The organism is uncultured Reyranella sp., from assembly GCF_945957355.1.
Classification (GTDB): domain Bacteria; phylum Pseudomonadota; class Alphaproteobacteria; order Reyranellales; family Reyranellaceae; genus Reyranella.
This window is the reverse complement of sequence record NZ_CAMFKM010000005.1, coordinates 98,637-120,413: the sequence shown is the minus strand read 5'-3', so window position 1 is coordinate 120,413 and position 21,777 is coordinate 98,637. Positions and strand designations below refer to the sequence as shown.

Genomic DNA, 21,777 nt, shown 5'->3' with positions numbered 1-21,777 from the left:
GACGTTTCGCTAACCGCTGTTGCGCAGGCCGGCCGCGATGCCGTTGATGCTGAGGTGGATGCCCTGCACCACCCCGGGATCGGCATCGCCGGCGCGGTGACGTCGGAGCAGCTCGATCTGCACGTGGTTGAGCGGGTCGATGTAGGGGAAGCGGTTGCGGATCGAGCGCGCCAGCGGCGGGTTGAGTTCCAGCAGCGTCTCCTGGCGCGTGATGGCGCAGACCGCGTCGATCGACGCCTGCCACTCCTGCCGCAGGCGGCCGAAAACCTGCGCCCGCAGCGCCGCATCGGTCACCAGCTCGGAATAACGCGAGGCGATGGCGATGTCGCTCTTGGCCAGTACCATATCCATGTTCGACAGGATGGTGCGGAAGAACGGCCAGTTGTCGTGCATCTCCTGCAGCATCGCCATGCCGTCGCCGGGCCGGGCGGCGGTCCACGCCTTGACCGCCGCGCCGAACCCGTACCAGCCCGGCAGCATCAGGCGGCATTGCGCCCAGCTGAACACCCAGGGGATGGCGCGCAGGTCCTCGATGCCCTGCTTCTTCGAGCGCGAGGCCGGACGGCTGCCGATGTTGAGCGAGGCGATTTCGTCCAGTACCGTGGACTCGCGGAAATACCGGTCGAACCCCTCGGTCTCGTAGACGAGGTCGCGATAGGCGCGGAAGGCGTGCGCCGACAGCCCCTCCATGACGGCGAGATAATCGGCGGGCGGCGGCGGCCGGTCCGCGTCGAGGAGCGAGGCTTCGAGGGTCGCGGCGGCCAGCGTCTCGAGATTGCGCCGTCCGACTTCGGCATTGGAATACTTGCCGGCGATCACCTCGCCCTGCTCGGTGATGCGGATGGCGCCCTGCACGGCGCCGGGCGGCTGCGCCAGGATCGCCTCGTAGCTCGGCCCGCCGCCGCGTCCCACCGAACCGCCGCGGCCATGGAACAGGCGCAGACCCACCTGATGGCGCCGGAAGGTTTCGATCAGGGCCAGCTCCGCCTTGTACAGTTCCCATGTCGAGGTGAGATAACCGCCGTCCTTGTTGCTGTCGGAGTAGCCCAGCATCACTTCCTGGATGTTGCCGCGCGACGCGAGCAGCCGGCGATAGGCCGGCAGGCCGAGGAGAGCGTCCATGATCCGTCCGCAGCGCTGCAGGTCGCCGATGGTCTCGAACAGCGGCACGATGTCGACGTCGAGGCGATCTTCACGCGGATCGAGCAGTCCGCCCTCCTTGAGCAGCACGGCGACTTCCAGGATGTCGGAGACGCTGTCGGCCTTGGAGATCACGTAGTGCGGCATGGCGGCCCGGCCGTAGCGCCGATGCGCATCGGCGGCCACGCGCACCAGGTCCAGCTCGGCGGCCGTCTCGTCGCCATAGGAGAGATAGGGCGACGACAAAGGCCGCATGTTGCCGAGCTCGCCGGTCAGCAGGGTCACGCGTGCGCCCTCGTCGAGCGCTGCATAGTCGATGCCGGCCCCGGTCGCCGCCATGAGTTCCGCCACGACGCGCGCGTGCACGTCGGAATTCTGCCGCAGGTCGAGCGACGCCAGATGGAAGCCGAAGACGTCAACGGCGCGCCGCAGCGACCGCAGGCGTCCCCGCGCCAGATCCGCCGAGCCGTTTTCCGCAAGCGACCGGTAGATCGTGTCGAGATCCGCATTCAGCTCGACTGCCGTTTCGTAGGCGGACGCCTGCCCAACCGGCGGATGCGGTGGTTCGAGTCCGTCGAGTGACCAGGCGGTCGCGGCCAGCCGCGCGTAGATACCGACGATGGCGCGGCGGTAGGGCTCGTCCTTGCGCTCCGGCGCGCGATCCGCCGAGCCTTCGACCAGCCCGTGCAATCCCTCCGACACATGCACGATGCGGCCGTCGAGCGACAGCTCGCTGCCCAGCTGGTGCAGCTCTTCGAGATAGAAGCGCAGCGCCCGCTGGCTCTGCATGGTGAGCGTCTGGCGCGTGACATCCGCAGTGACATAGGGATTACCGTCGCGGTCGCCGCCGATCCAGCTTCCCATTCGCAGGAAGGACGGAAGGTCGATACCCTGCCAGGCCGCTTCGACGCTCCCGAGCCGGTCCTCGAGATCGGCGTAGAAGACCGGCAGGGCGCGCAGGAACGTATGGTCGTAATAGGCGAGCCCGTTGGCGACCTCGTCGATCACCCTGAGTCGCGTGTCGCGCAGGATGCTGGTCTGCCACAGAGTGAGCACGGCGCGGCGCAGCGCCAGGCGATTGGCCCGCAGCTCGTCCGGCGTGAACTCGACCCGGTCGCGCGCGTCCAGCAGGTGCGCGATCTCCATTTCGCGGTCGATCGAACTCTTGCGCCGGATCTCGGTCGGATGGGCCGTCAGGACGGCACTGCAAAGCGCACAGGTGAAGAACGCCTGTAGTCGTTCGCGGGAAACACCGGCCTTCGCCGCGCGGCCGAGGGCATAGGCCATCGTGCCCGGCGGCGGTGGCGCCTTGGCGATGTCGTAGGCCCGCACGCGCCGGATCTGGTGCTGATCCTCGGCGATGTTGGCAAGGTGCGAGAAATGACCGAAGGCGCGGATGATGCGGATGGCCTGATCGGTCGGCAGTCCGCTCATGGTGGCCTGGAGTTCCTGCCGCGCCGCCTCGTCGGCATCACGGTGGAACAGCACCCCGGTACGGCGGATGTGCTCGACCAGCTCGAACGTGGCATCGCCTTCCTGGTCGCGCACCGTCTCGCCGAGAATGCGCCCGAGCAGCCTCGTGTCGTAGCGCAGCGGCACGTCCTTCTTGGCCGCTTCCTTCTTCGACATTTCGCTCGGGCTCATGGGCTGCCTCACTCCTGTCCAACGACCGATGCACGGACTAAGCCACCTCGATGACGCCCTCGCCTCCGGCATAGAGCTTGTCGACCAGCGCCTTGCGGCGGTCCAGCGTGGCGCGCTGGTTGATGTAGCCCTTGTCGGTGATCTCCTGGGCGTCGACCTGCGGCGGCTCGGTCATCAGCAGGACGCGCCTCACTCTCATCGACGAGCCGCGGCCTTCGGCGTTCATTTTCGCGAGGCCTTCCTTGAGCGTGCCGACGACGGCGGGGTGCGCCAGGAGTTCGGGCAACGGCAGCTGCGCGCCGCTGTCGCCCGCGAGCTGGCGGCAGGCGGCGACGTTGGGGAAACCCAGCAGGCCGACATATTCGCGGTCCTGGCCGCAGACCACGGCGTCCTGCAGCACGGGCGAGGCGGCGGCGATGGCGGTCGTGCGCAGGGTGCCGACCAGCACGAAGGTGCCGCTGGTCAGCTTGAAATCCTCCACGACGCGGCCATCGAAGATGATCCCCTGGCTCGGATCCTCGGGATCGACGAAGCGGCCGGCATCGCCAATCCTGTAGAAGCCCTCCTCGTCGAACATCTGGGCCGTGAGATCGGGTTGCTTGTAGTAGCCCGGCGTCACGATCACGCTCTTCAGCCGCAGCTCGTAGCGGCCCGCCGCCGGCGTGGGCGCCATCTTGAGCTGCACACCGGGATAGGGCAGGCCGATCAGACCGACGCGCTCGGAGGCCCAGTGCACGCTGGTCGCCGTCGGCGCGGTCTCGGTCGATCCCCAGCCGGTGACGAAGGGAATGCGGTAGCCGGTGTGCTTAACCGCCAGCGCCTCCATGCGTTCGTAGAGATCGTCCGGCAGGGCGGCACCGCCATAGGACAGTACGCTGATATTGGCGAAGAACCGCCGGGCGAGGCTCTCGTCCTTCTCCAGCGCCGTGGCGAGCATCGCGTAACCCGCCGGCACGTTCGAGAACGACGTCGGCGAGACCTCGCGCAGATTGCGCAGCGTCTCCTCGAACAGGCCGGGCAGCGGCTTGCCGTCGTCGATCCAGGTCGTGCCGCCCTCGTTCAGGTTTCCCTGGAAGGTCGCGTTGCCACCCATCGTGTGGTTCCACGGCAGCCAGTCGAGCATGACCGGCGCCGCGTCAGTCGCCTTGCGCACGCGCGCCATGCTCATCATGGCGACGTTGGCGCACATCATCTCCTGCGTATTGATCACCGCCTTCGGGATCCCGGTGCTGCCGGAGGTGAACAGGAATTTCCCAATAGTCTTCGGCTCGATCGCCTCGATGGACTTGGCCACTGCGCCGGTGGCCTTTGTGGCCACAAGCTCATTCCACGGCAGCGACTGCATTCCGGGCGGTGCCTTGTCGACATGGACCAGTAGCACGCCCTCCAGATCGAGCGCCGCCAGGGCGCGTGCATAGATCTCGCCATTCTGCACGAAGACCAGGCCGGGCTTGATCAGGTCGAAGACGTATTTCAACTTGGCGTGGTCCTGGCTCATGACCGAATAGGCTGGCGATACCGGCGCGACCGGGGCGCGGGCCTGCATGGCCGCCATGGTCAGCAGGGCGAATTCGATCGAGTTCGAGGACAGGATCATCACCGGCCTGTCGGGGCCGAAGCCGCGGTCGAGCAGCGCCTGCGTCACCGAATCGACCTGCTTCCTGGCCTCGCCGTAGGTGACCTTCAGCCAGTCGCGCGCCGGGCCGCGGCGCTGCGCCAGCCACAGGCGATCCGGCACCTCGGCGGCCCACTTGGCGAGGAGCGCCGGCACGTGGCGCGCATAGGGTTGCAGGGGATGATTCGACTGCAGCACCACGGTTCCGTCGGGACGGCGCTCGACCTTGATGTCACGACTGAGGAATTCGATAGGCTTGAACGGAACCTGCATTACACTGTCCAACGACGTTCTCCCCGGCGCTTGTCCTGTTGACGCGATTTAGGGACGGGAACCATCGCAGGGCAAGGGAGCGTTTAGCGAGTGTCGCTCGGCAATTCGTCGGTGCCAGACTCGGTGCCAGCACCGACTGCAGGCCGCTGGCTGCAATTGTGCGCCGGCCTTCTCTGCATGGTCGCGGTCGCCAACCTGCAATATGGCTGGACGCTGTTCGTCCATCCGCTCCACGACAAGTACGGCTGGAGCCTTTCCAGCATCCAGACCGCCTTCGCCATCTTCATCATCGCTGAGACCTGGCTGGTGCCATTCGAAGGCTGGGTCGTCGACCGGTTCGGCCCGAAATACGTCGTGGCGGCCGGCGGCGTGCTGGTGGCAACGGCCTGGTCCCTGAACTCGGTGGCCGATTCGCTGTTCCTGCTCTACGTCGCCGCGGCGCTGGGCGGAATCGGCGCCGGGGCGGTCTACGGGACCTGCGTCGGCAATGCGGTCCGCTGGTTTCCCGACCGCCGCGGCCTCGCGGTCGGGTTCACGGTCGCGGGATTCGGCGCGGGCTCGGCGCTCAGCATCATCCCGATCCAGGACGTTATCGCCGCACGCGGCTACGAGGCGGCCTTCCTCTGGTTCGGCCTGGTCCAGGGCCTGATCGTGCTGGTCACGGCCTGGGCACTGCGCGCGCCGCCGCATGGGCAGGCGGCGGCGCCGGCCGCGCGCCTCCTCCAGACGCCCCGCGACTTCGCACCGACCGAGATGCTGCGGTCCAGGATCTTCTGGCTGCTCTACTTCATGTTCATCCTGGTCTACTCGGGTGGCCTCATGGCGACGGCGCAGATCGCGCCCATCGCACGCGACTTCAAGGTCGCCGACGTGCCGGTCAGCCTGCTCGGCCTGACGTTGCCGGCGCTCACCTTCGCCATCACGCTCGACCGCGTCATGAACGGCGTGACCCGGCCCCTGTGCGGCTGGGTATCCGACCATATCGGTCGCGAGAACACCCTGTTCGTCGCCTTCCTCCTGGAGGGCGCCGGCATCTGGGCACTCTGGATCTATGGCCAGGATCCGCTGCTGTTCGTGATCCTGGGCGGCCTCGCCTTCTTTGCCTGGGGCGAGACGGCCAGCCTTTTTCCCACCATCTGCACCGACGCGTTCGGCACGAAGTACGCTACCACCAACGCCGCCCTTCTCTACACCGCCAAGGGCGTGGCCTCGCTGCTGATCCCGCTGGCGAGCTTCTGGGTCGTCGAGACCGGAAGCTGGCACGACGTCTTCCTGGCTGCAGCGCTGTTCAACCTGCTCGCCGCCTTCCTCGCCCTGGCCGTCCTCAAGCCGCTGCGGGTGCCGTCGAGGGCCCCCGCCGGGGAAGCCTAGCTCGACCGCAAGTCGAAACCGGCATGCGACCTGAATGCCCGTTCACATTGTAGCGGTTTTCGGCCAGAGTCCGCCGCAGCACAAAGGGAGAGAGTGATGGACTTCGAATACTCGGATCGCAGCAAGGCGCTGCTCGAGAAACTCAACAAATTCATGGACGAGGTCATCTATCCGGCCGAGCCCGTCTACGAAGAGCAGATGGAGAAGGCCAAGGATCGCTGGCAGCTTCCGCCGGTCATCGAGGAGTGCAAGGCCGAGGCGAAAAAGCGCGGCCTGTGGAACATGTTCCTCCCGGCCGACCGCGAGAGCGGCGACACGCACGGCACGATGGGCCTCAGCAACCTCGACTACGCCCCGATCTGCGAGGTGCTCGGCCGGTCGTCGATCGCCTCCGAAGCGGTCAACTGCTCGGCGCCGGACACAGGCAACATGGAAGTGTTCGCCCGCTACGGCACGGCGGAGCACAAGGAGAAGTGGCTGAAGCCGCTGCTGAACGGCGAGATCCGCTCCTGCTTCGCCATGACCGAGCCCGCGGTCGCCTCGTCCGACGCGCGCAACGTCGAGTGCCGCATCGAGTCCGACGGCAACGACTATGTCATCAACGGCCGCAAGTGGTGGTCGTCGGGCATGGGCGACCCGCGCTGCAAGGTCATCATTCTCATGGGCAAGAGCGATCCCAGCGCGCCGGCCTATCGCCAGCAGTCGATGATCGTCGTGCCGCGCGACACGCCCGGCATCAAGATCGTGAAGATGCTGCACGTGTTCGGCTATGACGACGCCCCGCACGGCCATGCCGAAGTGGTCTACGACAACGTGCGCGTGCCGAAGTCGGCCATCCTCCTCGGCGAGGGCCGCGGCTTCGAGATCGCCCAGGGCCGCCTCGGACCGGGCCGCATCCATCACTGCATGCGCGCCATCGGCGTCGCCGAGCGGGCGCTCGAAATGGCGATCAAGCGGGCCAAGAGCCGCGTCGCCTTCGGCCAGCGCATTTCCGAGATGGGCGTCACCAAGGCCCATGTCGCCGACATGCGCATGGAAATCGACATGGCCCGCCTGCTGGTCCTCAAGGCCGCCTGGGCCATGGACAAGTTCGGCAACAAGGAAGCCCGCCAGCAGATCGCGATGATCAAGGTGGCCGTGCCGAACATCACCTCGAAGGTCGTCGACCGCTGCCTGCAGCTCCACGGCGCCGGCGGCGTCAGCCAGGTGTTCAAGCTTGCCAGCATGTACGCCCACCAGCGCACCCTGCGCCTGGCCGACGGTCCGGACGAGGTCCATCGCGACCAGGTCGGCCGCCTCGAGATCGCCAAGTACAACTGAGTCTCTTAGCCGGGACGGAAGCAGGCGCGATCCTCACGGGTCGCGCCTTTTTCTTTGGGGGAAGAGCGAAAGATCCTTCGCCACGCCCGGGATGAGACTATTGTTGTGATTGACGCAGTGCGCCGATCAAGAAAAAGCTGTCAGCGTGGGTGGGGTAACCCCCGCCCTGGAGCGCAGCGAAGGACCTTTGAGCTGGCGCCAAATGCGGGAGGCGAAACCTGGACAGTCCGAAGAGGAACCCGCACGTCACCGATCATCTCGCCAACGAACGCACGTTCCTCGCGTGGATCAGGACGGCGATCGCGGTCATGACGCTGGGCGTCGCCATCAACCGTTTCGCCCTCTTCCTGATGGAGATGCACCAGGTGGTGCCGACCGTGCGCGATCTCGCCAACCGCCACGTCGAGAAGCTCGGCATTGGCCTGGTGATCCTGGGCATCGTCATGCTGGTCGGCTCGACCTGGCATTACCTCCATGTCGGCAGGACGATCGACGACGAGTCCTATCGTCCATCCATAAAGGTCATGGTCGGCACGGCCATCGCCATCGGCCTGATCGGCGGCTCGACGCTGATCTGGCTCTTTTAAGCGCCCTTGGCCGGCGCCGATTGCGGCGGGGCGGGCGGACCGTCGGGCATGTCCAGCAGCTCACTCTCCGGGGCGCCGGCCTCGTAGGCTTTCACCAGCGCTTCGGGATCGAAGGCGACGCCGATCGGATTCTTCCGGAACGCCTCGGTCTGGAAATAGGCCGCCGTCGCCTCCTTCGTCGCGTAACGGTCGACTTGCAGCTCGACGCCGTTGCCGTCGGGATCGCGATAGTAGATCGACACGGTCGGGCCGTGATGGATGCAGCGCGCCGGCTCGATACCCAGGGCCTTCACGCGGCGATAGGTCGAGAGCAGCGCGCCGATGTCGGCAAAGGTGTAGGCGACATGCGCCAGGCCCGACGTCTTCGCATCGGGCGCCTTCAAACCCGCGAGGTTCACGATGCCCAGCCGGTGATGCTCGTCGTCATAGGTCAGGAAGCAAATGTAGTCGGTGCGCTGGACCACCCGCATGTTCAGCACTGCCGAATACCAGTCGATCATCGGCTGCACGTTCGAGGAGCGCAGCACGAAGTGCGCGAAGAGGATGGGTGTGGCCGGCTGGTCCGACAGGCTCTGGCGGCGCGATGCGGTGTCGATAAGGGTGTCCATGGCAATCTCCTCGGTCGAGGGTGCGTCAGTCGACGCAGCAGCTCATGCTGCTGACGGAAGGTGGAATATCGAGAGCCGGATTTTCCGTGAAGAAGCCGCTGGGGTGAAGCGCGAATCCCGCGGTGATCACGGGCTGGACCGGGAAATCCTCGGGGCGAGGAATGTGGTGCAGGCCAAAGCTGTGCCAGACCACGATATCGGTATCGACCAGGCCGCGGTCCGAGGCCGTCCAGGCCGGCAATCCGTCGCCGCCGCTGCTCTGATTGGGGTAGCGGCCAGCCGCGTAGATCTCGTCGGGATGGAAGGCGGTGACCCAGAGTTGCCTGGTCATGAAGGCCGCACGCCGGGAGACCATCGACTGGGGATGAGAGAAGGTGGGGACCGGGCTCAACGGCAGCAACTTATAGGCGGTGGGCTGCCCTAGCCGGTTGCGGGCCTCCGCACTCTCGATCTTCCAGAACCGGGCGGCGTTGAAGTCGACATTGCGCTGCGCGCCTTGCTCGGTTTCGAGGACCGTCTGGCGCGTGGTGAAGGCGTTACCGTACGGGTTGTCGGCATCCATCGGCAGCGCCACCGTGTCGACCTCGACGACGCGGTTGCGCTCGCCGTCGACCGCCACGTCGAGGCGCATGTTGAAGACGTGCTGATGGTAGTGGGCATAGACGCCCGGCGACACGATCGTCCCATAGTCCGGCGCCTCGCCGGGCCGCAGGCCGGCGGTGTTCATGATCCCGGTCGCCTTCATTTCGAAGTGGATCGAGCCGTCCTGATGGAAATACCAGAACGAGCCGTACTCGTAGTTGCCGATGGTCGAGATCGACGACACGACCAGCCGTCGGGCGCGCCTCACGTCGACCTCGCCCGTAAACAGGTCGGTATGCTTCCACAGGATGCCGAAATCCTCCTCGTGAAGGCACACCGCGCTCTCGATGCAGTAGGGATCGCCCTTGCTGTCGGCCAGCCACGCGTCGAAGTAGCGGATGGCGCCGAGACAGTCGCAGCCCAGCGTCAGGGAATTGGCCAGCACGCCGATGCCATACTCGCCGACATCGAAGGCGTTCTTGCGAAAGTGCCCGCCGCCGGGATGTCCGTAGGGCACGACCATCTCGGACAACGCGGCCCGATGCAGCACCGACCGCAGCCGTCCTTCGTCCTCGTAGCTGATCGCGTGCAGCACCAACCCTTCGCGGGCGTTGAAGCCGACGCGGAAGCGCCATTTCTGCCAGCGAACCTCGTTGCCCTCGACGACGAAGCTCGGCCCCTCCGGCTGGACGATCTCCAGCGGCTTCACGTCGTGGCGAAAGACGCTGCGATAGCGGGCGGCATAGTTGCGATCGAGCCGCGGGACGTCGGCCACGCCATAGTCGTCGACACGCAGTACCTCGGCGCGGTCGAGATCGACGACGGCACAGAGCCCCTCGATGGGGTGGGCATAGCCGTTGTCGTTCTTCTCGCTGCGGTACCAGCAGAACGTATGCGAGAGCCGCCGGCCCTCCTCGTCCGGCAGCCCGTAGTTGCCGGCCGACCAGGGGTCCACCTGGACGTTCTCGATGTCCGTGATGCCGCGCCGGGCCAGGGCCTCGCGGAAGCGCGGATCGGCCCGTGCGACCTCTCCGACAAGCGTTATGTCGTCGACCAGGATGCGCGGCCGGACGCCGGGAACGTGCCGCCAGTCGACGACCTTGTCGGCAACGAGGTCTACCCGGGCCTCCCACACCTGCCCGTTGGTACGGTCGAACGCGCAAACGAACGCCTCGCGCGGAAACGGCGAACCTGCCCTGAAGTCCTTCACGACGCTCTTGTCGGGTTCGCGCAGGCTCACCGTTTCGAACATCATGCCCGGCCCGAGATCGTGTGCCGCCCGCACGGCTGCCGACGCTCGGCGTATCTCGTCGGGGGCCAGGGGATCGAGCGGATGGCCGGGGGCCGCGTGCTTCACAGTCTCGGCGATGGCATCGGGCATGGTCTTCCTCTCGAAGGTATTGTCACGGTGACGATTGCGGAGCGCAAGACTCAGCCCTCGGGCCCGACCTGCAAAAGCAGTGCCTTGACCCCGATCCCGTATCGGCTTCCTCTGCCGACGCATGTCCGTTCCCGCCATCGACACGACCGACAGCCTGTCGCGCCTGATCCCGTCGCGCACGGCCCGCGGCTTCTTCCTGGCCGTGCTGTCAGGCATCTTCTTCAACTTCCTCAATGCCTCGGTGAAGGAACTGGCGAGCGAGATGCCGCCGCTCTACGTGGCCTGGGGCCGCTGGGTGGCCGGCGTCGCGCTGATCGCGCCCTATCTCTTCTGGCGCGCCGGGCTCGCCGGAATGAAGACCCAGGACCTGAAGCTCCACTGCTTCCGCGGGCTCTTCCATACGTCGGGCTATGCGCTGTGGTACGAGGCCGTGGTCTGGCTGCCGCTCGCCACCATGGCGGCGCTGGGCTTCACCGGCCCGATCTTCGTCACCCTGGGCGCCGTCATCTTCCTGCGGGAGACCGTGCACTGGCGGCGCTGGATGGCGGTCGGCATCGGTTTCGCCGGCATGCTGATCATCGTGCGACCTGGCCTCGTCACGGTGAACCCGGGCATCATCATGATGCTCTGCGCCGTGCCCCTCATCGCCGGTTCCAACCTCGTGGCCAAGGTCGTGTCGGGCCGCGACAAGCCCGCCGTCGTGGTGTTGTGGCAGAGCGTGATCGGCGCCATCTGCTTCACGCCGCTCGGCCTGTGGTTCTGGCAGACGCCGACCCTCGACCAGCTGCTGCTGTTCCTGGCCGCCGGCTTCTTCGGGACGATGGGCTACTTCTTCATCACCTGGGCCTATCGCCTGCTCGACATTTCCGCCCTGCAGTCGATCATCTTCCTCGGTATCGTCTGGGCCGCCTTGATGGACGTGGCGGTCTGGGGCAAGACCTCGGACATCTGGACCTTCGTGGGCGCCGCCATCATCGTGGCCTCCACGACCTACATCGCCCACCGCGAGGCAAAAGCGGGGGCCGCCGCGGGAGGAAAGAAGAAATGACGGATCGTCTGGCCGGCAAGGTTGCGCTCATCACCGGCGGCGCCTCGGGCCTCGGCGCCAATGCCGCCGAACTGATGGCCAGGGAAGGCGCCAAGGTCGTCGTGGCCGATGTCGCCGCCGACCGCGGCAAGGCGGTCGCCGACCGGCTGGGCTCGTCGGGGCATTTCGTGAAGCTCGACGTGACGAGCGAGGACAACTGGAAGGCCGCGATCCAGGAAACCGTCGACAAATTCGGCGCCCTGCACGTTCTGCTGAACTCTGCCGGCATCGGCCTGAGCAAGACGGTCGAGGACATCACGCTCGAGGAATGGCGCAAGGTCCACGCGATCGACCTCGACGGCGTGTTCCTGGGTTGCAAGCACGGCGTCGCCGAGATCAAGAAGCACACGGCCCGCCTCGGCGGCTCGGTGATCAACATTTCGTCGATCTCCGGCATCATCGCCGGGGCCAATATGGCGGCCTACAATTCGGCCAAGGCCGGCGTTCGGCTGCTTTCGAAGTCGGTGGCGCTGCACTGCGCCAAGTCGGGCTACAACATCCGCTGCAATTCGGTGCACCCGACCTTCATCGACACGCCGATCCTCGACAAGTATCGCGACCGCTTCGGCCAGGACCTGATGCAGCAGAAGCTCGGCAAGCAGGTGCCGATCGGGCGCCTCGGCCGGCCCGAGGAAGTGGGCTGGGCGCTGGTTTTCCTCGCCTCCGACGAATCGAGCTTCATGACCGGCTCGGAAGTGATCATCGACGGCGGCATCTCGGCGATGTGATGGGCGCTTCGCCCATCATCCTGAGCGAAGCGAAGGATCTCTCATGCTTCTCAATCTCGACGGACGTAAGATCTATTTCGACCTGGCCGGGCCGCAGAACGCGCCGACGGTCTGCTTCACCCATTCGCTGGCGGCCGATGGCGGCATGTGGAACGAGCAGCTCGTGCCGCTGCTGGCCGCAGGCTATCGCGTGCTTCGGCTCGACATGCGCGGCCATGGCGGCAGCCAGCCGGTCGAAGGCGACTACACGATGGACCAGCTCGCCGGCGACGTGAAAGGCGCGCTCGACGTTCTGGGGATCTGGAAGGTCCACTACATCGGCCTGTCGATTGGCGGCATGATCGGCCAGGGCTTTGCACTCAGCTACCCCGAGCGCCTGCAATCGCTGACCCTGTGCGACACCCACCCCTCCTCGCCCGACGATTCGGCAGGCCTGTGGGACCAGCGCAAGGCGGCGGTGCGCAAGGGCGGCGTCAAGGCGTTGGCAGACGGCAACATGGAGCGATGGTTCACGCCTGAGTTCAAGGAAGCCAATCCGGCACGCTGGAAGGAGATCCATTCGACGATCTGCGGCACGTCGGATGCGGGCTTCCTGGGCTGCGCCGCCGCCATCCAGAATTTCGACTATCTCGACCGGCTGCCCACCATCAAGGTCCCGACCTTGGTGATCTGTGGCGACGACGATCCGGCGACGCCACCCGATCGCAACAAGCTGATCGCCTCGAAGATCCCCGGCGCGCGCTACGAGGACATCGCTAAGGCGCGCCACCTGCCCAACGTCGAGCGGCCCGAGCCGTTCAACCGACTCATGATGAGCTGGCTCGGCCTGAACCGCTGACAGGAGTGATGTAAATGGATTTCGCCTTCTCCGAAGACCAGCTCGCCATCAAGGACAGTGTCGCGAAGCTGTGCGCCGGGTTCGACGAAAAGTACTGGCTGAAGAAGGACAAGGAGGGCGGCTTCCCGGAGGATTTCTACCGGGCGATGGCCGATGCCGGATGGCTGGGCATCGCCATGCCGGAGGAATTCGGCGGCTCGGGCCTCGGCATCACAGAAGCCTCGATCATGATGCAGGCAGTGGCCGAATCAGGCGCGGCGCTGCAGGGCGCGTCGGCGATCCATCTCAACGTGTTCGGCCCCAACCCGATCGTGGTGTTCGGCACGGAAGAGCAGAAGAAACGCATCCTGCCTGACATCATCAAGGGCAAGGTGAAGGGCTGCTTCGCCGTCACCGAGCCCGATGCCGGCCTCAACACCACGGCGCTCGAGACCAAGGCCGAGCGCGATGGCAACGGCTATGTCGTCCATGGCAAGAAGACCTGGACCACGACGGCGCAGGTCGCCGACAAGATGCTGCTGATCGCCCGCACCACGCCGAAGGAGAAGTGCAAGCGCCCGACCGACGGGCTGTCGCTGTTCTACACCGACTTCGACCGCAGCAAGATCGAGGTGCGCGAGATCGAGAAGATGGGCCGCAAGGCCATCGACACCAACCAGGTCTTCATCGACGGGCTGAAGGTGCCGCTCGAGGACCGCATCGGCGAAGAGGGCAAGGGCTTCCATTACCTGCTGCACGGACTCAATCCCGAGCGCATCCTGATCGCCGCCGAGGCGATCGGCATCGGCAAGGCGGCCCTCGCGCGGGCGACGCAGTACGCCAAGGAGAGGGTCGTTTTCGGTCGTCCGATCGGCAAGAACCAGGCGATCCAGCACCCGCTGGCCGAGAGCTGGATGCAGCTCGAAGCGGCCAACCTGCTCGCCTTCAAGGCGGCCTGGCTGTACGACAACGGCAAGGAGTGCGGTGCCGAGGCCAATTCGGCCAAGTATCTGGGTGCCCGCTCCGCTTATGACGTCTGCGAGCGCGCAATCCTCACCCATGGCGGCTACGGCTACGCCAAGGAATTCCATGTCGAGCGCTTCCTGCGCGAGGTCATGATCGCCCGCATCGCGCCCGTCAGCGAGCAGCTCATCCTCTGCTACGTCGCCGAGCGCGTACTGGGACTTCCCAAGAGCTACTGATCGTCTGCGGATTGAGGCGGAAAAGGGGCGAACGCGGACGATTGTATCGTTTGTATCAGCAACCCCTTGGCGATTCAGGACGTTTGTCCAGTACCTGATCGCAACCAACTCGACGGAGTCGAAAAATGACCCGCAACCAGCTGCACGCCGGTTTGGCGCTGGGAAGCGTGTTCCTCATGGCGGGGATCGTGGCCTTCGCCCCACCGGTACCGCCGGCCTCGGCACAGAGTCAGGCTGAGCGGATTTGCCGTGAGCAGGGTATCACCGCCAAGACCGAGGGCTATGAATATTGCCTGTCCCAGGCCACGCGCGCCCTCGAATGGGGAAAGCCCGAGATAGCCTATACGATGGCCAGGGTCACGGCCGACGCGCGCGACGCTTGCCTCGAATACGGCCTCTCTCCAGCCACCTCCGGCTACACGTCCTGCATGGAACGCGAGACCCATGCGCGTCGCCTGCTCGTCTTCACGGACGAGCCGCAGTACGACAAGGACATCGCCCATCAGTAGTCACGGCTTGGGATAGAGCCTCTCGTATTCCGCTTCGATATCACCGAACGCCGTCCAGAATGCGGGCGGCGTTCGTCCGTGGGACCGCTCGACCAGTATGTCGAGATGCGTGTGCCAGCCGCCGCTCACCATGACCATTTCACCGCGGTCGGCCAGCCTGCGATGCGTCACCGTGAGCAGCACCTTAGAGCCTTGTTCCTTTAGCTCGAAGGTCACTTCCGAGCCGGGCGGCCAGGTGAAAGCCAGCAGGTATGGCGCTTCGACGCGCGTGATAACATGCTCGCTGGTCGGAGGCTTGGCGTCGATGTCCTGGTACTTGGCAGGCGCAGGCGCCTTGTGAGGTGAGAGTTCGGCGTGACGAAAAGTGAACCGGGCCTTGCCACCGACCTTCAGGTCCATGGGGCCTGAGGCCAGCCATTCACCACGCTTCTCGGAATCCGCGAGGAATTCCCAGACGGTCTCGATCGGCCCGGGCAGCAGGCGCTCGAAACGGACTTCCGCCGGCGCAATGATGCGGCCGTACTTCTTGGTCGGGACGGTCATGCGCGGCTCCTCTTCTTTCGGGCGTGCTTGAGCAGGGCGGTCTCGAGAGCATCGAGCCGCCCCGTCCAGAAGCGCTGGTAGTACGCGATCCAGCGGTCGGCCTCGGCGAGCGGACCGGCCTCGATGCGACAGCGATGGGTGCGTCCCTCGATGCTGCGCTTCAGAAGGCCCGCCGCCTCCAGCACCTTCACGTGCTTGGCGGCGGCGGCGAAGGACATGTCGAACGGCTCGGCGAGCTCGCCGACGCTATGCTCCCCGCCCGCAAGCCGGCGCAGCATCGCGCGGCGCGTGGGATCGGCCAGGGCGTGGAAGACGCGATCGAGTCCGTCGGCTTTTAATTCAACCATATGGTTGAAGATAGCCGATCGCATGACGTCATTCAACCACCTGGTTGAAATACTGTCGTGCCGGTCTGCCGCGAATCTTCGGCGAGCGCCGAGGCGAGCGACGTGCCCAGCATCAACCCGTTCATCCGATCGAACACGATCCCCTCGGCCTCGAAGACCGGCTTCCAGCCGAAACCCTCGATATAGAACCGCTTGGAGTGCCCGATATCGGCGACATCCAACGTGATCCCCGAGATTTGTTGCTGCTGCATGAATTCATCTGTGGCCGCAGTGCGGACCAAAAGCCTGACATTCTAGCCAAGGCCGGCGTAGGGTCATCGGATGCAACCGCTTCCCACCTCCGTCCTCCCCGCTGGCGTCCGCGCCCGCATCCTTCCCGGCATCAACGGGCTCGACATCCACCTCCTCGAAGCCGGCTTCGACAGGAAGGCACCGGCCGTGATGCTGTTCCACGGCTTCCCCGAGATCGCCTACAGCTGGCGCAAGGTGCTGCCCGCGTTGGCCGAGGCCGGCTATCACGCCATCGCGCCGGACCTGCGCGGTTACGGCCGCACGACCGGCTGGAGTGCCGACTTCGATGCCGACCAGATCGGCTTCCGCTTCACCAATCTGCTGCGCGACGCGATCGGCGTGCTCTACGCGCTCGGCCATCGCACCGCCGAAGCCGCGGTCGGGCACGATTTCGGCTCGTCGGTCGCTTCGTATGCCTCGCTGGCGCGGCCCGACATCTTCAGGCGCATGGCGCTGATGAGCGCGCCGTTCCCCGGCCCGTCGGCAGTCCCGTTCGACACGGCCGGCAAGCCGGCCCCAGCGAAGGCACCGGACATCCACGCCGCGCTACCGCGTCCGCGCAAGCATTACCAGTGGTACCAGTCGACGCGTGAGGCCAATGAAGAACAGTGGCACCCGAAGCAGGGCCTGCGCAATTTCCTGCGCGCCTACTATCACTACAAGAGCGCCGACTGGAAGGCGAACAAGCCCTATGAGCTGAGGGGCTGGACCGCCGAGGAACTGGCGCAGATGCCGACCTACTACATCATGGACCTGGCCGAAGGCATGGCCGAGACGGTCGCCAAGCAGATGCCGACGGCCGAGGAGATCGCGGCCGCCAGGTGGCTCACCGACGACGAGCTCGCGGTCTATGCCGGGGAGTACGAGCGCACCGGCTTCCAGGGCGGCCTCAACTGGTATCGTGCCCGCACCAGCGGGCGCGTCACGCCCGAGCTCGAGATCTTTACCGGCCGCACCATCGACCAGCCTTCGACCTTCATCTCGGGCAAGAGCGACTGGGGCAACTACCAGTCGCCGGGCGCGCTGGAGAAGATGCAGAAGACCGCCTGCACCAACATGAAGGCGATCCACATGGTCGAAGGCGCCGGCCACTGGGTGCAGCAGGAGCAGGCCGCCGAAGTGAGCCGCCTGCTCATCAAGTTCCTGAAGGAGACGACAGCCTGACCGATCTGGCCAGCGTTTCAGCCGGCGAGGAGGCCACCCTCCTCTCCCTCAACAACGAACATGCCGTCGAACTGTCCTGGCTCGACGCCGCGAGGCTTCGCCACCTTTTGGCGGAAGCCTTCTACGCCCGTCGCGTCGGCAACGTCGCCGCCTTCCTCCTGGCCTTCGACCAGGACGCCGACTACGACAGTCCGAATTACCTCTGGTTCCGCGAACGCTATCCACGCTTCGTCTATGTCGACCGCATCGTCGTCGCTGCGGCGATGCGCAAGCGCGGCCTGGCGAACCGCCTGTACGAAGACCTGTTTCGTGCGGCCCGCGTCGCCGGCCACGAGCGGGTCGTCTGTGAGGTCAATTCCGATCCGCCCAATCCGGTCTCGGATGCGTTTCATGCGGCCCTTGGCTTCGTCGAGGTCGGCCACGCCGCCATTCACGGCGGCGCAAAGACCGTCCGATATCTCGTCCGTCCCCTTGGGCCGGCACCCTGACACAGGAGGCGTCGCGCATGTCCGATCTGGCCGCTGTCGATTCGCTCACCGTCGACGTCATCACCGACAATATGAGCGACACCTATGCGAGCAAGCCCGCCTTCGCCGTGTCGGAGATGGCCAACATCCTGAAGGCGGGGGCGAAGGAGATTTCGGGAGAGACCCTGCTGGTGGCGAACCTCGGCTACGGGCTGCGCCTCAAGACGAAAGTCGGAGCAAAGCAGCACACGCTGCTGTTCGATACCGGCACGGAGGGAGCTGCCTTCATTCGCAACTGCCGCAACATGGCGATCGATCTCGGCGAGGTCGAGGAGATCGCCGTCACCCACGGCCACTGGGATCACATGGGAGCGCTCCCCGCGGCACTCGACGCCATCGCGGCCCGCCGCGGTCGCGGCAGTGTGACGATCAACGTCAATCCCGACATGTTCAACGAGCGCGGCGTGCTGCTGCAGGACGGTACGATCTTTCCAGCCGCCCGCGTCCCCACGCCCGCACAGATGGAGGCCCAGGGCGCGCGGGTCGTCAACGACGGCAAGGCGCGCGCCCTGCTCGACGGTCACTTCTACTACAGTGGCGAGATTCCCCGGGTCAGCGCCTTCGAGAAGGGCCGCGAGGACCATCTCTGCCGCAAGGACAATTCGGAGGAATGGCGGCCCGACCCGTTCCTGATGGACGAGCGCATGCTGATCGTGAACGTGCGCGATCTCGGCCTGGTCGTGTTCAGCGCCTGCTCGCATGCCGGCATCGTCAACGTCTGCACCGAGGCGAAGCGATTGTTTCCCGACATCCCGATCCACGCGGTGATGGGCGGCCTGCATCTCGGCGGCGTGATGGAGCGCCTGATTCCGCAGACGGTCGAAGCCCTCGCCCCGTTCGACATCGGACACTTCATCACCGGCCACTGCACCGGATGGCGCGCCTTGCATGCGCTGGCGAACGCCTATGGCGATCGCGTCAGCCAGTCGGCCGTCGGCACGACCTACACATTCGACGCCAAGGTGGCCCCGGCCGCTCGCGCCACCAGGGCGCCGACGACATTCGAAACCAAGCCGACCTGGTAAGGGATCAAGCGCCCAGCGCGTCGGCAAGCGCGACGAAATCCGTCGCAAAGACATCGAACCAGGGTTCGGGCGCAACGTCGGGGCGAACGTCGGGGCCGAATTCCAGCGGTCGCGCCACGAACGCCGTGCGCATGCCGAAGGCTCGCGCGGCCTTCAGATCGTACTTGTGACAGGCCACCATCATGATCTCCTCCGGCCGGTAGCCGAGGAGATCGACTGCGAGCTGGTAGACGGCCGGCGCAGGCTTGTAGCTCTGCGCCAGTTCCGCCGTCAGGACGGCGTCGAAAGGCAGCCCCGCATGCTTGACCACGGCGACCATGGTCCTCATCCCGGCATTGGAGAGGGTCGAGGTGACGAAGCGCCGGCGCAACCGCGCGAGCCCTTCCACGCTGTCCGGCCAGGGATCGAGGCGGGACCAGACCTGGTTCAGCTGATCGCGCTCGGCAGCGGTGAAGGTCGCCGACAATCCGTGCCGGTCCAGCAGGTCGTCCAGCGTCTCGCGATAGATGCGATCCACCCTGAGCCACGACCGAGCCCCGGCGATGATCTGGTCCAGGACCGCGCGATAGAGTTCTCGCCAATCGGCCGACAGGGCGCCCCAGTCGATCTCGAGTCCCTTGGCACGATTTACCTCGGCCCCCATGCGCAGGAGCGGCCCGCAGAAATCGGCGCAGGTGCCCTGGACGTCGAAGGTGAGCGCCCGGATCCCTGCGAGTGATGCCGCCTGCGCCATGTTCAATGCTCCCCTCCGACGGAGCATCGCGCATGAATTCGACTGGCGTCAAACGATCGCCGCGCGATACCGTGTCCCGTGCCGTCACGTCGCGCGGGCGGCCCGCTCACGAACGGAGTCTGTCCTGACCGATGCTTCACCGGGTGGCCCCCTCTCGATCAGGACGCTTCGCGCAGCCCTGACCGAAGGTCGCGAGCCTCCGCCGCTCCCGGCGATCGCGCGCCTGCCCTCGTACCGCTGGTTCGTGGTCGCCACGGTCTGCATAGGCGCGTGCATGGGCCAGATCGACGCCAGCATGACGCAGGTCCTGCTGCCGCGGCTCGAGGTCGAGTTCGGCGCGCGTCTCAGCAGCGTGAGCTGGGTCGCGGTCGCCTATCTGCTGGCGATGGCATCGTTCACGCCGATCTTCGGGCGGCTGGCCGACATGGTCGGCCGCAAACTGCTGTATCTCGGCGGCTTCTTCCTCTTCATCGTCGGCTCGGGCCTGTGCGGCTTCGCCACCGATCTTCCGATGCTGATCTTCTTCCGCATCCTGCAGAGCATCGGTGCCGCGCTGCTGACGTCGAACAGCATTGCGATCATCGTCATGGCCACCGGCGAGGAGGAGCGCGGCCGCGGCCTCGGCCTGCAGTCGGCGGCGCAGGCCGTCGGTCTCGGCGCCGGGCCAGCCGTCGGCGGCCTGATCCTCGACACGCTGGGCTGGCAGTGGGCCTTCTGGATCAACGTGCCAATGGGCCTGGCCGGCGTGATCCTGGGCTGGCTCCTTCTTCCCCAGACCAAGGCCTTGCCGGCGACCGGGCGCTTTGACTGGTACGGCGCGCTCCTGATCGCACCGGCCCTGACGGCGGTCGTGGCGGCGCTGAACGAGGGCCATGCCTGGGGATTTGCATCACCAGCCCTGATCGGCTGCGCCGCGTTCGGAATTGTCTTCCTCGCCCTTTTCGTCCGCACCGAGCGCCGGGCCACGTCGCCGTTGCTGGACTTGCACCTTCTGGGCAGACGCGCATTCCTGCTCGGCAACGCCGCGAACTTCCTGGCTTACGCCGTGCTGTTCGGGGTGTTCTTCCTCGTTCCCTTCGCGCTCGTGCGCATCTATGACGACTCTGCCCTGGTCGCCGGCCTTCGGCTGTCGATCCTGCCCGTGATGCTGGGACTGCTGGCCCCGGTCGGCGGCATGCTCTACGATCGCCTCGGCGCCCGCGCGCCGACGTCGTGTGGAATGCTGATCTGCATCGCGAGCCTCGCGACGATCTATTTCTTCCTCGACGGGTCGGCCGCGAACCTGCCCCTGGTCACGCTGGCCCTGGCCCTGTTCGGCGTCGGCCAGGGTCTGTTCATCTCCCCGAACACCAGCGCCATCATGGCAACGGCGCCGCCCGAACAAACGGGCCAGGCAGGAAGCGTGCTGAACCTGGTGCGCCTGATCGGCATGAGCGCCGGCATCGCGGGCGCCTCGACGCTCTTCGCGGTGGGGCTGGGAGATACCGGAGGCAGCACGCTTAACGTGCCGACCTCGTCGCTCGTGGCGTCCTGCCGGGGAGTGATCCTGCTGCTCGGTGGCCTGGCCGCGCTGGCGGGCCTGATTTCGCTGATCCGGCCACGCGGCGTCGCGGGGCGCGACGCCGGGGCCGTTCATCGAAGTCCGATCGTCGAGTGATCAGGCGGCGAGCTTCTTCGCCGTCTCTGCGATCTTGCGGCCCTGGTAGCGGGCGCCGACCAGTTCGTTCTCGGAGGGTTGGCGTTGGCCGGTGCCGCCGGCGATCGTGGAAGCACCATAGGGGCTGCCGCCTGTGATCTCGTCGATCGTCATCTGGCCGGCATGGCCGTAATCGAGGCCGACCACCACCATGCCGAAGTGGAGCAGGTTGGTGATGATGGAGAACAGCGTCGTCTCCTGGCCGCCATGCTGGGTCGCCGTCGAGGTGAAGGCGCCACCGACCTTGCCGTTCAGCGCACCCTTTGCCCACAGGCCACCGGCCTGGTCGAGGAAGCTCGCCATCTGCGAGGACATGCGGCCGAAGCGGGTGCCGGTGCCGACGATCACGGCATCGTAGTCGGCCAGGTCCTCGACCTTGGCGATCGGCGCCTTCTGGTCGAGCTTGAAGTGCGCCGCCTTGGCCACGGCTTCCGGCACCGTCTCGGGCACGCGCTTTATGTCGACCTGCGCCCCGGCCTCGCGGGCACCGGCGGCGACGGCTTCGGCCATCGTCTCGATGTGGCCGTAGGTCGAGTAGTAGAGAACGAGAACCTTGGTCATTTCAGTCTCCAGTTGTCGATTGAGGT

General features: G+C 66.1%; 21 protein-coding genes. 12 read left to right on the top strand and 9 right to left on the bottom strand.

Annotated elements, in window-relative coordinates; translation table 11 throughout:
* Positions 1-9: 9 nt before the first annotated feature.
* Positions 10-2,784: a phosphoenolpyruvate carboxylase gene (ppc, locus tag Q0Q48_RS10290; protein WP_295137114.1), complete on the bottom strand. Its 2,775-nt coding sequence runs from the start codon at positions 2,782-2,784 to the stop codon at positions 10-12.
* A gap of 37 nt (positions 2,785-2,821) precedes the next feature.
* Entirely contained in the window at positions 2,822-4,684 is a 1,863-nt protein-coding gene (locus tag Q0Q48_RS10285; protein WP_295137112.1) for an AMP-binding protein, read from the bottom strand.
* A 78-nt stretch (positions 4,685-4,762) separates the two neighbouring features.
* Between Q0Q48_RS10285 and oxlT the strand changes: the two genes are divergently transcribed.
* From oxlT to Q0Q48_RS10270, 3 genes are all read left to right on the top strand, one after another.
* The gene (gene oxlT / locus Q0Q48_RS10280; protein WP_295137111.1) at positions 4,763-6,043 is read left to right on the top strand and encodes an oxalate/formate MFS antiporter; all 1,281 of its coding nucleotides are present in this window, start codon (positions 4,763-4,765) and stop codon (positions 6,041-6,043) included.
* A 96-nt stretch (positions 6,044-6,139) separates the two neighbouring features.
* A complete protein-coding gene (locus Q0Q48_RS10275) occupies positions 6,140-7,363 on the top strand; it encodes an acyl-CoA dehydrogenase family protein (RefSeq protein ID WP_295137110.1) in 1,224 nt (407 codons plus the stop codon).
* Between the two features lie 218 nt (positions 7,364-7,581).
* Positions 7,582-7,950: a DUF202 domain-containing protein gene (locus Q0Q48_RS10270; protein ID WP_295137619.1), complete on the top strand. Its 369-nt coding sequence runs from the start codon at positions 7,582-7,584 to the stop codon at positions 7,948-7,950.
* On the opposite strand, the gene Q0Q48_RS10265 is transcribed toward Q0Q48_RS10270, so the two are convergent.
* Positions 7,947-8,558, bottom strand: a complete 612-nt coding sequence (locus tag Q0Q48_RS10265; RefSeq protein WP_295137108.1) for a VOC family protein — start codon at positions 8,556-8,558, stop codon at positions 7,947-7,949. The genes Q0Q48_RS10270 and Q0Q48_RS10265 overlap by 4 nt on opposite strands.
* Before the next feature lie 25 nt (positions 8,559-8,583).
* The gene (locus tag Q0Q48_RS10260) at positions 8,584-10,521 is read right to left on the bottom strand and encodes a primary-amine oxidase (RefSeq protein WP_295137106.1); all 1,938 of its coding nucleotides are present in this window, start codon (positions 10,519-10,521) and stop codon (positions 8,584-8,586) included.
* 121 nt (positions 10,522-10,642) lie between these two features.
* On the opposite strand from Q0Q48_RS10260, the gene Q0Q48_RS10255 reads away from it, so the two are divergent.
* The 5 genes from Q0Q48_RS10255 to Q0Q48_RS10235 all read left to right on the top strand — a co-directional run bounded on the left by Q0Q48_RS10255 (position 10,643) and on the right by Q0Q48_RS10235 (position 14,864).
* Positions 10,643-11,569, top strand: coding sequence for a DMT family transporter (locus Q0Q48_RS10255; protein WP_295137104.1), 927 nt, complete (start codon positions 10,643-10,645; stop codon positions 11,567-11,569).
* Positions 11,566-12,336, top strand: a complete 771-nt coding sequence (locus tag Q0Q48_RS10250; RefSeq protein ID WP_295137102.1) for a glucose 1-dehydrogenase — start codon at positions 11,566-11,568, stop codon at positions 12,334-12,336. Before Q0Q48_RS10255 ends, Q0Q48_RS10250 begins: the two co-directional genes overlap by 4 nt.
* 43 nt (positions 12,337-12,379) lie before the next feature.
* Complete coding sequence (gene pcaD / locus Q0Q48_RS10245) at positions 12,380-13,174, top strand: 3-oxoadipate enol-lactonase (protein WP_295137100.1); 795 nt, start codon at positions 12,380-12,382, stop codon at positions 13,172-13,174.
* A 14-nt stretch (positions 13,175-13,188) separates the two neighbouring features.
* A complete protein-coding gene (locus Q0Q48_RS10240) occupies positions 13,189-14,355 on the top strand; it encodes an acyl-CoA dehydrogenase family protein (RefSeq protein WP_295137098.1) in 1,167 nt (388 codons plus the stop codon).
* Between the two features lie 125 nt (positions 14,356-14,480).
* Complete coding sequence (locus Q0Q48_RS10235; protein ID WP_295137096.1) at positions 14,481-14,864, top strand: hypothetical protein; 384 nt, start codon at positions 14,481-14,483, stop codon at positions 14,862-14,864.
* On the opposite strand, the gene Q0Q48_RS10230 is transcribed toward Q0Q48_RS10235, so the two are convergent.
* The 3 genes from Q0Q48_RS10230 to Q0Q48_RS10220 are packed head-to-tail and all read right to left on the bottom strand — an operon-like array spanning position 14,865 to position 16,005.
* Entirely contained in the window at positions 14,865-15,407 is a 543-nt protein-coding gene (locus Q0Q48_RS10230) for an SRPBCC family protein (RefSeq protein WP_295137094.1), read from the bottom strand. It abuts the gene before it with no gap.
* Complete coding sequence (locus Q0Q48_RS10225) at positions 15,404-15,754, bottom strand: metalloregulator ArsR/SmtB family transcription factor (RefSeq protein ID WP_295137092.1); 351 nt, start codon at positions 15,752-15,754, stop codon at positions 15,404-15,406. Before Q0Q48_RS10225 ends, Q0Q48_RS10230 begins: the two co-directional genes overlap by 4 nt.
* 32 nt (positions 15,755-15,786) lie before the next feature.
* Positions 15,787-16,005 (bottom strand): hypothetical protein, encoded by a 219-nt coding sequence (locus Q0Q48_RS10220; RefSeq protein WP_295137090.1) that lies wholly within the window; start codon positions 16,003-16,005, stop codon positions 15,787-15,789.
* 70 nt (positions 16,006-16,075) lie between these two features.
* Here Q0Q48_RS10220 and Q0Q48_RS10215 point away from each other — a divergent pair, with 70 nt between their 5' ends.
* From Q0Q48_RS10215 to Q0Q48_RS10205, 3 genes are read left to right on the top strand one after another with little or no spacing between them, the layout of a single operon-like run.
* Positions 16,076-17,209, top strand: a complete 1,134-nt coding sequence (locus Q0Q48_RS10215; RefSeq protein ID WP_295137088.1) for an alpha/beta hydrolase — start codon at positions 16,076-16,078, stop codon at positions 17,207-17,209.
* The gene (locus Q0Q48_RS10210) at positions 17,206-17,697 is read left to right on the top strand and encodes a GNAT family N-acetyltransferase (RefSeq protein WP_295137617.1); all 492 of its coding nucleotides are present in this window, start codon (positions 17,206-17,208) and stop codon (positions 17,695-17,697) included. Before Q0Q48_RS10215 ends, Q0Q48_RS10210 begins: the two co-directional genes overlap by 4 nt.
* 17 nt (positions 17,698-17,714) lie before the next feature.
* A complete protein-coding gene (locus tag Q0Q48_RS10205) occupies positions 17,715-18,761 on the top strand; it encodes an MBL fold metallo-hydrolase (RefSeq protein ID WP_295137086.1) in 1,047 nt (348 codons plus the stop codon).
* A gap of 4 nt (positions 18,762-18,765) precedes the next feature.
* Here the strand turns inward: Q0Q48_RS10205 and Q0Q48_RS10200 are convergent, their stop codons facing one another.
* Positions 18,766-19,494, bottom strand: a complete 729-nt coding sequence (locus Q0Q48_RS10200; protein WP_295137084.1) for a haloacid dehalogenase type II — start codon at positions 19,492-19,494, stop codon at positions 18,766-18,768.
* Between Q0Q48_RS10200 and Q0Q48_RS10195 the strand changes: the two genes are divergently transcribed.
* Positions 19,403-21,151, top strand: coding sequence for an MFS transporter (locus Q0Q48_RS10195; RefSeq protein ID WP_366915278.1), 1,749 nt, complete (start codon positions 19,403-19,405; stop codon positions 21,149-21,151). The genes Q0Q48_RS10200 and Q0Q48_RS10195 overlap by 92 nt on opposite strands.
* Here the strand turns inward: Q0Q48_RS10195 and wrbA are convergent, their stop codons facing one another.
* Entirely contained in the window at positions 21,152-21,751 is a 600-nt protein-coding gene (wrbA, locus tag Q0Q48_RS10190) for an NAD(P)H:quinone oxidoreductase (protein WP_295137080.1), read from the bottom strand.
* Positions 21,752-21,777: the final 26 nt, after the last annotated feature.